This window comes from Brevundimonas sp. UBA4553 (assembly GCF_002387245.1).
Taxonomy (GTDB): Bacteria; Pseudomonadota; Alphaproteobacteria; order Caulobacterales; family Caulobacteraceae; genus Brevundimonas.
Window position 1 is genome coordinate 1 of record NZ_DGLD01000007.1, and the last position, 11,431, is coordinate 11,431.

The 11,431-nt window shown below is 65.1% G+C and carries 10 protein-coding genes; 5 read left to right on the forward strand and 5 right to left on the reverse strand.

Annotation, left to right across the window (positions count from 1 at the left end):
- Window positions 1-276 precede the first annotated feature (276 nt).
- Both B4A39_RS05590 and B4A39_RS05595 read right to left on the reverse strand, forming a co-directional pair.
- Complete coding sequence (locus B4A39_RS05590; RefSeq protein ID WP_292034208.1) at window positions 277-705, reverse strand: CBS domain-containing protein; 429 nt, start codon at window positions 703-705, stop codon at window positions 277-279.
- Between the two features lie 65 nt (window positions 706-770).
- Entirely contained in the window at window positions 771-1,439 is a 669-nt protein-coding gene (locus tag B4A39_RS05595; protein WP_292034211.1) for a rhomboid family intramembrane serine protease, read from the reverse strand.
- A 9-nt stretch (window positions 1,440-1,448) separates the two neighbouring features.
- Here B4A39_RS05595 and hfaA point away from each other — a divergent pair, with 9 nt between their 5' ends.
- The 4 genes from hfaA to B4A39_RS05615 all read left to right on the forward strand — a co-directional run bounded on the left by hfaA (window position 1,449) and on the right by B4A39_RS05615 (window position 7,200).
- The gene (hfaA, locus tag B4A39_RS05600) at window positions 1,449-1,982 is read left to right on the forward strand and encodes a holdfast anchoring protein HfaA (protein ID WP_292034225.1); all 534 of its coding nucleotides are present in this window, start codon (window positions 1,449-1,451) and stop codon (window positions 1,980-1,982) included.
- Window positions 1,982-2,998 (forward strand): holdfast anchoring protein HfaB, encoded by a 1,017-nt coding sequence (gene hfaB, locus B4A39_RS05605; protein WP_292034212.1) that lies wholly within the window; start codon window positions 1,982-1,984, stop codon window positions 2,996-2,998. Before hfaA ends, hfaB begins: the two co-directional genes overlap by 1 nt.
- A complete protein-coding gene (gene hfaD / locus B4A39_RS05610; RefSeq protein ID WP_292034214.1) occupies window positions 2,925-4,184 on the forward strand; it encodes a holdfast anchor protein HfaD in 1,260 nt (419 codons plus the stop codon). Before hfaB ends, hfaD begins: the two co-directional genes overlap by 74 nt.
- Before the next feature lie 136 nt (window positions 4,185-4,320).
- Entirely contained in the window at window positions 4,321-7,200 is a 2,880-nt protein-coding gene (locus B4A39_RS05615; protein ID WP_292034216.1) for a M16 family metallopeptidase, read from the forward strand.
- A gap of 130 nt (window positions 7,201-7,330) precedes the next feature.
- Here the strand turns inward: B4A39_RS05615 and B4A39_RS05620 are convergent, their stop codons facing one another.
- On the reverse strand, window positions 7,331-7,954 hold the full coding sequence (locus B4A39_RS05620) for a hypothetical protein (protein ID WP_292034218.1): 624 nt from the start codon (window positions 7,952-7,954) through the stop codon (window positions 7,331-7,333).
- Between the two features lie 385 nt (window positions 7,955-8,339).
- Complete coding sequence (locus B4A39_RS05625) at window positions 8,340-8,870, reverse strand: gamma carbonic anhydrase family protein (protein ID WP_292034221.1); 531 nt, start codon at window positions 8,868-8,870, stop codon at window positions 8,340-8,342.
- Between the two features lie 299 nt (window positions 8,871-9,169).
- Between B4A39_RS05625 and B4A39_RS05630 the strand changes: the two genes are divergently transcribed.
- Window positions 9,170-9,946, forward strand: a complete 777-nt coding sequence (locus B4A39_RS05630) for a PhoH family protein (RefSeq protein ID WP_292034227.1) — start codon at window positions 9,170-9,172, stop codon at window positions 9,944-9,946.
- Window positions 9,947-10,007: 61 nt separating this feature from the next.
- Here B4A39_RS05630 and B4A39_RS05635 read toward each other — a convergent pair whose 3' ends face one another.
- Window positions 10,008-11,246 (reverse strand): cation:proton antiporter, encoded by a 1,239-nt coding sequence (locus B4A39_RS05635; RefSeq protein WP_292034223.1) that lies wholly within the window; start codon window positions 11,244-11,246, stop codon window positions 10,008-10,010.
- Between the last annotated feature and the right edge of the window lie 185 nt (window positions 11,247-11,431).

Consider the following 11,431-nt stretch of genomic DNA (forward strand, 5'->3'; position numbering starts at 1 on the left):
AGAACTTTCTCAACACTTCCCCAGACCCGAAGACCCGGAAGGAGGCGGCTATCTAAAGAAGGCCAAACCACCTGTCAACCGACCTTTCAGCCGATCCGCAAACCCGGAAACAAACGCTCCCAAATCCACTTCGCAAAGCCCGTCTCCGAAACCCCGCGCCCCGCCCGTCTCCAAGCGAGCGGCGGATATACGGACACCCATCCGACTCCACAACCCATCAATGACAGATTCACAAAAAACCGAACGAACAAGAGTCAGGGAATGCGGGCCGGACGGCTAGCCCGCAGCGATATAGCTGCGCAGGCTCTCTGCCTCCTGCGTAGCCTCGGCGATCTGGCACTTCACCACGTCGCCGATGGAGACGACGCCCGCCAGCTGGCGCTCACGCAACACCGGCAAATGACGGATCCGGCGGTCGGTCATGCGTGTCATCAGAACCGAAACGGTTTCGGTGGGCGCAGCGAAGATCACCTCGGCCGTCATATAATGGGACGCTGGCTGCGACAGCGCTGCGGCGCCATCGCGCGAAATGGCGCGCACGATGTCCCGTTCCGAGAGCACGCCGACGACCTCGTCGCCCTCGCATACGATCAGAGCGCCGACGCCCCTACGGTCAAGTTCGGCGCAGGCCTCGCTCAGCGCCGCCTCGGGCGACAGGGTGAAGACCGCCTGCCCCTTACCTTTCAGAATCTCGGCGACCAGCATGGCGGCTCCTTCCGTCTGACGAGAAAGGCGACCGCGGACCGGCCGCTACAGAAGAGGAGGATCGCTCAGACTTGGGCCGGACGCAAATCCGGTCGCGGTCCAAACCAGTGCGCCACCGGTCCAATCGCCAGCAGACCGAAGAGGAAGCCAAAGGCGTGCGCCTCCCAGGCGATGCTCGCGCCGCCTCCGCCTGGCGCAAAACCGATCAGGCCGATCACCAGATTCACTGACATCCAGACAGCCGCCTGCTTCAAAACGACGGAGTGGAACAATGGCATCACCCGGCCATGTCCCCCCATGAGACGCGTCGCTGCTCCGATCAGACCAAAGACCGCGCCTGATGCGCCCACCAGATTGCTGGCGCTGTCAGGATGGCACAGGGCGAAGCCGAAGGCCGCGACAACTCCACTGGCGATATAGAGAGCAACAAAGGCAAGTGGCGCATAGCGACGCGACAGCAGGCGCGCGACCGGCGCCCCAAAGGCCAGCGCGCCGACAGCGTTCATGATCACATGCGTCCAGCCCCCATGAAGCAGCATGGAGGTGAACAGCCCCGTCCAACGGCCCTGCCAGAGGTCGACAGCCCTGAAGGCCATGGACATGCCCTGGTCCGGCAATCGTTCCTGAAACCAGAACAAGGCCGGCATGGAAGCCGCGATCAGCAGCGGCAGAAAGGGGGCGTTGAACACCCGTTCGCGCGAAGGCTCGACCGGATCATCGGGGGAATTCTGCATAAGTCCTTGATGGACAAAGAGCGGCGCAATCTCAAGCCGATCTTAAGACCCGCGTTCCAAACTGGCACGAGGGTTGCTTGGCGACCTGCATCGCCTGCGGAGTACCTTATGCCGTTTTCTAGACTGATCCTGACCGCCGTCACCCTGGCCCTACCGATCATTGCCGCCAGCACTGCGTCAGCGCAATCGACCGGATCCGCCGGCGCAGCGCAGTTCCAGGCCGGGTATGGCGCTTCGCGCTACACCACCGCCCAGCCTTCGAGCGGTTCAACCCGCGACGGCAACGGAAACCGACTGATCGTCAACGGCATCATCCAGTCGGGCGCCAGCAGCTATTCCAGTTCATCGGCCGGCGTATCCAGCGGGAACGCGGGGACCGGCTCTTCCAATAACGGGACGTCCATCGGGGGCGCCACCGCCATCGGCAACAGTCTCAATGTCGTGGTCCAAGGCAATCGGAACACGGTGATCGTCAATTCCACGCAAAACAACACTGGCAACATCACCGCCGGGACCGCGCTGAATGGGACCCTGAATTTCTGATGAGTTTCCATAACTTTTCTCGTCCGCTGCGGGTCGCGGCCGTCGCGCTCGCCGCCACCAGCGTGCTGGCCGGATGCGCGACCAGCGCCGGCCCGTCGGGCAACTACGCGACGCCGATCGGCAATGCGCCGGTGACGTCAAACCCCACGCCCTATTCCACCGCCCTCTACTGCCTCGCCGATTACGCGCGCCGCTATAACCTGCCGTCACCGCGCATGGCTGTGGGCCGGATCAGCGACTACACGGGCTCCATCTCCGCCGACGGCGGGCGCCAGATCACTCAGGGCGCCTCGCTGATGACGAACACCGCCCTTGCCAAGGCCGGCGCGCGCATCGTCGAGCGCTATGATACGTCGGTGTCGGAACTGGAGCTGCGATACGCCAACAACAAGCTGATCAGCGATGATCAGCCGAACGGCGCACCGGAGGACGCAGCCTACCGTCGCATCCTGGCGGGTCAGGTGCCGGGCTCCGACTTCTATGTGGTCGGCGGCATCACCGAGGTGAACTACAATATTCGCTCCGGCGGGTTCGATATCGCCGGGGGCGAAGTCGAGGCCGGCGGCGGCTCGGGCCTGCTGACCGGCAAGGTCTTCGTGATGAACATCGCCATCGACCTGCGTCTGGTGCAGACCACCACGCTGGAGGTCGTCGATGTCGTCTCCTACCAAAAGCAGATCGTCGGTCGCGAGATTTCGGCCGGTGTGTTCGACTTCCTGAACGGCAATGTCTTCGACATCTCGGCCGGAACCAGCGGAATGGAGCCGGTGCAACTGGCCGTCCGCGCTCTGGTTGAACGCGCCACGGTCGAGTTCATGGCCAATCTTTACGGCGCGCCGGGTCCCGAGGTCTGCCTCAGCCCCGCCAATGATCCTCTGGGCGGCTCTCCTGTCGGCCCGACCGGCGGCTACTATCCCGCCTACGCAAACACGGAAACGAACAATGGTCAGACACGCGCGGATCCGTCTCGCTGGCACGATCGCCGCGACGGCGATGTGCGCCGCGGCCGTTACTGAGGCCGCTGCGCAGGACCGCGGTCTGGTCCTGAACCAACAGCTTCAGCTCGGCGACGTCGTTGCTGGGCAGACCCTGAACGTCGTCGACGTCAGTGATCAGGTCACCGTGTCCACCGCCTCGCAAGGCAATGGCGCCGTTGTGGGTGGCGACGGTCGTGACTTTGATGTCAGCTCGTCCCAGGACATGCGCGGCGACGCCTCGGCCTCGACCTCGCTTACCCTAGGCGGAGAGACGAACGGGCTGACGACCAGCGTAACACAGGCGCGCGGCAACTATCTCGCCGGCACGGCAAGCCGGGGGCAGATGGCGCTCGATGCGACGCAGGCCCTCAGCGGCGACGTGACCGCATCCACCGTGATCACCGGGCAGGACGCCCAGATGGTCGGCGGCGGGCAGGTCGCGGCGGCTGCCCTGGGCAACACCGTGGCCCTGGCCGGGAATGGGTCGGGCAGCGATCGCGCAGCCCTGGTCGGCAGCATCGATCAGACCACGACGGGTCTTGTCCGCGCCAGCAACACCGCCTCGCCCCGCTTCGTGCGAGAACCTGCGGATTTCTCCACCCAGGCCGTGGCCAATGCCGTCCAGGCGACGTCGGGACCATCGGCCAATCAGGAGCTGGGGGTGCGCCAGCGCTCTTCGGGCGCTCTCGTCGAGGCGGACACAGGCGTCTATGCCGGCAACGGCTGGAATCTCGCAGCCCGGGCGCATGCTGGCGGAAATCAGGCCGGATTCTACAATCAGGGCGGATCCCTGGTCCCGACCACCGACCAGGCCAACACCGCCTTCATCCGCAGCGAGGCCGAACTGAGTTCCTACGATTTCGGCAAGGCGACGGCTGCGGCCACCGCCATCGCCAACGAGGTCACTGCTGGAAACAACGACATCTATGTCGACATCGACAACACCCAGCTGAACTCCGGCGGAGTGGAGGCGACCGCGTCCTTTGTGGGCCAGAAGGGTTATGACGCCTATGTCGGCGCCAACGCCGCCGGCAACTCCGTCACCGGCTACGCCTGCGCCGAGTGCGTCGGCGACCTGAACGCCAGAAATGTGCAGACCAACAGCGGCAACGTCAGCGCCATGGCCACGTCAACGATCAACGGCAACGGCCGGAACGTCATCGCCGGCGCCAACGCCGTCGGCAACACAGCAAGCTTCTACGTCACTCAGACCGGCGGAAATTAACTTTCCGTAACTTGAGATAGTCAAGGACCTTTGTCACTTTGGTCGAACGTGCATACGTGCTGCACGCGACCAACGTGCAGGGCCGCAGTCAGTCCCGGGGGCAGCCTGATCGCACGGTTCGGAGACTATTGCTGAAATGCGCTCCCCTCGCCGTCTGCTGCTGCTCGCCGCCTCAAGCCTCGCCCTTCTGGGCGGAGCCGCCCTGCCCGCCATTGCTCTGACGCCGCCCACGGTCGTCGCGCAGGATGCGCAACCGTCCCAACCCTGGGCGCAGGCCGCCAGCGACATCCCCGCTGACGCCAACGTCCGTTTCGGCGTCCTGCCGAACGGCATGCGCTACGCCATCATGAAGAACGCCACGCCTCCGGGGCAGGCCTCTCTACGCCTGCGCATCGGCGCGGGCTCGTTGATGGAGAACGAGGACCAGCTGGGTCTGGCCCACTTCATGGAGCACATGGCCTTCAACGGCACGACCAATGTGCCCGAGAACGAACTGCTGCGCATTCTGGAACGCCTGGGTCTGGCCTTCGGCGCGGACACCAACGCCTTCACCAGCTTCGACCAGACCGCCTACACGCTGGAACTGCCGCGCACCAACGACGAAACCGTCGACACCTCGCTGCGCATCATGCGCGAGCAGGTCTCCGAAGCCCTGATGAAGGCCGAGGATATCGACGCCGAGCGCGGCGTGATCGAGGGCGAAGAGCGACTGCGCAACACCCCCGGCCTCCGCTCTCTCAAGGCGCAGATCGCTCTGCTGGCGCCCGGACAACGTCTTTCGAACCGTTTGCCGATCGGCGATCTCAGCATCATTCGTTCCGCGCCCAGGGAGCGTTTTGTCGAGTTCTACGAAGCCTACTATCGTCCGTCGCGCGCCACGATGATCGCGGTCGGCGACTTCGATGTGGATCAGATGGAAGCCAAGATCCGCGCCACCTTCTCTGACTGGCGTCCCAAGGCGGCCGACGGCCCGGATCCCGATCTTGGAACGGTCGCCGCCCGTTCACCTGAAACCCGGATTCTGGTCGAGCCCGGCGTGCAATCCTCGATTCAGTTGAACTGGGTCCGCAATCCCGATCTCGACCCTGACACCGTCGCCGAGCGCCGCGACAGCCTGTTGCAGAACCTCGGGCTTGCCGTTCTGAACCGCCGCCTCGGCGAAATCGCGCGCGCCGACAACCCGCCCTTCATCCAGGCCAGCGCCGGCAGCGGCAGCCTGTTCAACAGCGTCGACATCGGCTCTATCTCGGCCAACTTCAACCCGGGCGGCCTGACGCGTGCGTTGGAGACTATCGACCAGGAGCAGCGCCGACTGGTTGAGTTCGGGGTCGGTCAGGCCGAACTGGACCGCGAGATCGCGAACAGCCGAACCGCGCTGGAGAACGCCGTCCAGGCGGCAGCGACCCGCAGCACGCCGGGTCTGGCCAACGCTATCCTCGGCGCCGCCAACGACGACCGCGTCTTCTCGGCGCCGGCCACCAACCTGGCTCTGTTCGAGGCCGTGGTGAAGGATTTGAAAGCGGCTCAGGTCGATACGGCGGTCAAGACCGTGTTTGAAGGACAGGGGCCGCTGGCGCTGGTGGTCACGCCAGAAGCCATCGAAGGTGGAGAGGCGGGCGTCACAACCGCCCTGGAAGCCAGCCGCGCCGTGCCTGTAGCGGCGCGCGCCGCACAGGCCGAGCTCCAGTGGCCCTATGCCGAGTTCGGCGCCGCTGCGACGCCCGTCGACCGCACCGAAGTCGCAGCAGTCGGCGCTACGGTAGTTAGCTTCGCCAACGGCGTGCGTCTGACCGTCAAGCCCACCACCTTCAAGGATGAGCAGATCCTCGTCTCGGTGCGCACCGGCATCGGTGAAGAAGGCCTCCCGACCGACCGTTTCACCTCGCAGATGATGGCTCCCATGGTCTTTACCCAGGGCGGCCTCGGCAAACTGACCGCCGATGAGTTGAGCCGCGTTCTGACGGGCAAGATCTACAGCGCCGGCTTCTCGATCGACGGCGACGCCTATCAGCTGTCCGGCGCCACGCGCCCGGCCGATCTGCAACTGCAGATGCAGGTGCTGGCCGCCTATCTGACCGATCCCGGCCTGCGCGCCGCGCCGTTCGAGCAGATCAAGGCCTTCTTCCCTCAGATCCTGGCTCAGCAACTCGCCACGCCGGGCGGCGCCTTCGGCATTCAGGCCGCCGGCCTGCTGGCCAGCGGCGACAAGCGTGAAACCGTGCCGGCTGCGTCGGATATCGCGGCCTTCACCCTGGATGAGTTGAAACAGGGCGTGGTCCAGGGCCTATCGAGCGGGCCGATCGACATCGTCATGGTGGGCGATGTCTCGGTGGACGACGCCGTGGCCGCCGTGGCTTCGACCTTCGCCGCCCTGCCGACCCGCGCTCCGGCGGCCCAACCTCTGCCGGGCTCCGACCAGCGTCGATTCCCGGCCCCGACCGCCCAGCCGGTTCGCCTGACGCACACTGGACCGGCCGAACAGGCTCTAGGCTATATCGCCTGGCCCACCACGGACGCCGTCGATGATCGCACCGAGGCGCGCAAGGTCAGCATCCTTGCGGAAGTCTTCAAGCTGCGTGTTCTCGACGAAATTCGCGAGAAGCAGGCCCTGGCCTATTCGCCGCGCGTCGGTTCGTCCGCGTCTGACGTGTTCAAGGGCTACGGCTCCATCTTCGTGATGGCCGAGACGGCTGCCGACAAGATCCCGGCCTTCTACGCCGCCGTGGACGCTATCACCGCCTCGCTTCGCGACACCCCGATCACAGAGGACGAACTGAACCGCGCCCGTCTGCCAACAATCGAGTCCCTGCGCCGCAGCCAGGCCGGCAACGAGTACTGGCTCGGCCAACTCGAAGACCTCGCGGCCAAGCCGGCCACGCTGGAGCAGATCCAGTCGCACATCAGCGATCTGGAATCCTTCACCGTCGCCGACATCCAGGCCGCCGCCCGTCAGTATCTGACGGCCGATACGGCATGGAAGGCCGAGGTCGTGTCGGACAAGGCGCCCGCTCAGTAGCGGCGAGAACCGACCACAAAAATGGGGCCCCGATCCAGCGGATCGGGGCCCCAAGTCTTTTGGCCTATCGACGGAGAGCCGATAAACCCAGTCTGACTCAACCGGCATGACGCCAGGCTGAACGGCCTATTCAGAAGACGCGGCCGCCAACGCCGCCGTCCAGCATGATCACCGCGCCAGAGGCCACGGCGCCGACCGCCTCGACCATTTCCTCGCGATACTCGGTGTAGGTTTCCTCACGGATCATGGTGAGGACCTTCACGCCGGCGCCATAGCGGCGCAGCAGAGAACGTTCATTGCAATCGCGCTCCTGCTTCTCAGGCCGGCATTCCAGCATGCCGCCCCGGCCGTACCACAGAGCCTCGCGCTTGTTGCAGTTGACCGCCTCGCCCGGACCGCCGCCCTCGTCGCTGATGGTCCACTGCAACCGCGTCCCGGCGATGCAGCGATACAGTTCGCCTTCGTAGTCCATCGCCACGTCCTTGCCGGGACGGACCTGCGAAGCGGGATGGGGCACCGCGCGATCGTCGATGCAATAGGCCTGAATGACGACCCGCTTTTCCATCCGTCGCGACGCCGTATAGGGCACGCGGATCATCTCCATAGTCTTGCCTTCGACCGACAAGCCCTGGATCGTCGTGGGATAGGGCTGATCGACGTTGAAATAGGCGCCGCCGCCCCCGCCGACGATCACGGTCGCCCCGCTACGAGCGCCCGCAAAGGCGCGCGCCGTCGCCGAAGCTTCAGCGTTCACATTGACGTTCACGTTGACGCTGCCACCCGATCCGCAGCACGGCGGCGTCACAGGCGGCAGACAAACTCCGCCGCCGCAAGGTCCGCCCGGAATCGGCGGGGGCGGCGGAGGCGGAGGCGGCTGACAGGTGTTGCCGCCACACTGGGCCGCAGCGCTGTCGGCCATCGCCATAAGGCCGATGAAGGCCCCGGTCGCCGCCAGCAAAGTCTTGATCCGCACCCGCATCGGCTGGGCTCTCCTGCATTGTTAGTCGCGCCGCGCCCTGCAAGTCGCGGGCCGCCTCAATGACGCATCAAAGCGCAAAAGCCTTGCGTTTCCGTTGCCCCGCAGCGGGAAACGCCAGAACAGGCTGTGCCATCCTGACGCGGCCTTACCCGCCAGGGGGTCACACAAGCGGTTTCAGATCCCGCAGATAGCGCCGCCAGTTCTGCACATAGTGCTGGGCAGATATCCGCAACGCCTCGATCTGACCCGCCTCAAGTTCCCGCATCACCTTGCCGGGTTGTCCCATGACCAGGGAGTTGTCGGGAATGACCTTGCCCTCCGTGATCAGGGCGTTGGCGCCGATCAGGCAGTTCTTTCCGATGCGCGCACCGTTCAGGATCACCGCTCCGATGCCGACCAGGCTGTTGTCGCCGATCGTACAGCCGTGCAGCATGGCCTTGTGCCCCACCGTCACGCCCTCGCCGATGGTCAGAGGCGAACCCACGTCCGTGTGCAGGATGCTGCCGTCCTGAATATTGCTGTCGCGGCCGATCACGATGGGATCGTTGTCTCCTCGCAAAACCGTGTTGAACCAGATGCTGGCGCCGGGATGCAGAATCACATTCCCTAGAACCGTTGCATTCGGCGCGATCCAGTATTCGCCCTCCGGCGGAAGCTGCGGCTTGCTGTCGCCAAGACTGTAAACACTCATCCGAACACCGCCTATGTTTCAGAAAATGATGGCTTTAAGCCCTCATAAACTACGTTAGCATCATTCTGTTGATGCGATTCGAGGTCGCCATTTCGGCCCCGGATCCGAAGCCGGATCAAGCCCGGTCCGGCCAGATGCTGGAGAATACGCATGGCGTGTTCGCGACCGGTTCCGGGACGACGCCTCTGCGGCGGCGACGACCCTGCAGCCGATCCGGGCGGCCGCCGTATTATTCCGGCCCTCTCCTCCCCCACCGACGTCCAAGGCGAGACCCTGCCGGGCTCGCCTTTTTTCATGCCCTGGAGGCGTTCATGACGAAGCGTTCGGCCATCAAGCATCAAGTCCGTGAAGGCGTGCTGGATTCGCGGGAATTCCTGCAGGACGCCAAGGTCCGGCGATTGCCGCCACGCAATGGTTGGTCGCCCTACCCCTCCAACGACGACCGTGATCAGGCCTACCTCAAGACGCTGAAGCCCAAGTCCGACGGGCAGGCCGAACTGATGGAGGCGGTCGACGCCCACAACCTGGTTCTGGCCCTCGGCCCGGCAGGCACAGGCAAGACCTATCTGGCCGTGGCCAAGGCGGTCGAGGCGCTGGAGGCGGGCAAGGTCGGCCGCATCGTCCTGTCGCGTCCCGCCGTCGAGGCCGGGGAATCGATCGGCTTCCTGCCCGGCGACATGGAAGACAAGCTGGCCCCTTACCTGCGCCCCCTCTACGACGCCCTGTCGGACCGCCTCAGCATGAAGCGGGTCAAGGCCCTGATGGCCGAGGGTCTGATCGAGATCGCCCCCATCGGCTATATGCGCGGCCGCACGCTGAACAACGCCTTCATCGTGGTGGATGAGGCGCAGAACTGCACCTACGTCCAGTTGAAGATGCTGCTCACCCGGCTGGGCTGGCACTCGACCATGGTGGTGACCGGCGATCCCCAGCAATCGGACCTCCTGCCCGGCATCTCGGGTCTGTCTGACATCGCGGCGCGGCTGGAGGCGGTGCCGGACATCGCCGTGGTTCGTCTGGCCGAGCAAGACATCGTGCGCCACCCCCTGGTCGCGAGCATGATCGGCGTCCTGTAATCCCCCCGGAACGCTGATGCGGAGAAGGCCCGGCGGACCAACGCCGGGCCTTCTTTAATGGCTACATCACCTCGGCGAGCGCCGTCTTGGGCTCAGGCTCCAGCTTCTTCGGCGGCGGCTGAATGCGCCCGCCCATGCGGTCAATCAGGGCGAAGACGAAGGGATTGAGCGAGATCGACAGCAGGGCGGCGGCGAGGATCAGGTCATGGGTCTCGCGGCTCATGGCGCCCAGTGAGACCGACGTCGCCGCCAGGATGAAGGAGAATTCGCCAATCTGGGCCAGACTGGCCGCGACGGTCAGACTGGTCGATCGGTCGAGCTTGAACACCGTGGTGATGGCCAGGGCGGCAAGGGACTTGCCGACGATGACGATCCCCAGGACCCCGAGCACGGCCCACGGCTCGCGCAGCAGGATGCTCGGGTCGAACAGCATGCCCACGGAGACGAAGAAGAGCACGGCGAAGGCGTCGCGCAGCGGCAGCGAACGCTCCGCCGCATTGTGGCCCAGCGGCGAACTGTTCAGCACCAGGCCCGCCAGGAAGGCGCCGAGCGCGAAGGAGTGGAAGAGGTAATAGGCGACCCAGGCGATGCCCAGGGCGATCGCCAGCACGCCGAGCGTGAACAGCTCGCGGGACTTGGTGTGCGCGATCCGCACCAGAACCCAGGGCAGGACCTTGGCGCCGACGACCAGCATGACGCTGACAAAGCCGGCCACCTTGACCAGGGTCCAACCGATCGACTTGGCCAGCTCGGTCCCGCTGAGGGTTTCGCCGGGCGCAATGATCAGCAGGGGCAGCATGACCAGGGCGATGACGATCACCAGGTCCTCGACGATCAACCAGCCCATGGCGATGCGGCCGGCGTGGCTCTTAAGCTGCTTGCGCTCTTCCAGCGCTCGCAACAGCACCACGGTTGAGGCCACAGACAGCGAGAAGCCGAGCAAGAGGGCTTCGACATCGCCCAGCCCCAGCAGAAAACGGCCCAGCCCCCAGCCCAGAACGGTGGCGGCGGCGATCTGAACCAGGGCGCCGGGAATGGCGACCGTGCGGACCTTCATCAGATCCGCCAGGGAGAAATGCAGCCCCACGCCAAACATCAGCAAAATGACGCCGATCTCGGCCAGTTGCGGCGCCAGTTCCGTATCGGCGACGAAGCCCCCCGTGTAGGGACCGACCACGACCCCCGCCACCAGATAACCGACCAGCGGCGACAACTTCAGCCGATTGGCCAACATGCCGAACACGAAGGCCAGGACGAAACCCCCGACCAGGGTGATAATCAGGCTGTCGGCATGCGGCATCGGCGCTCCTGCGTCGGTGAAGGTTCTTCTTGGGACTGGAAGCCAACAACTGGGGGCGCAGGGCCGCCACGGCAAGGCTTACCCCTTGATTTTGCCGGGATGAAACAGATTCGGCCAAATCAAACCTGCGTGCGCGACGACGAGTCGCGCCGCCTCGCGAAGTCGCGGGCGGTGGAGGGCTGGGC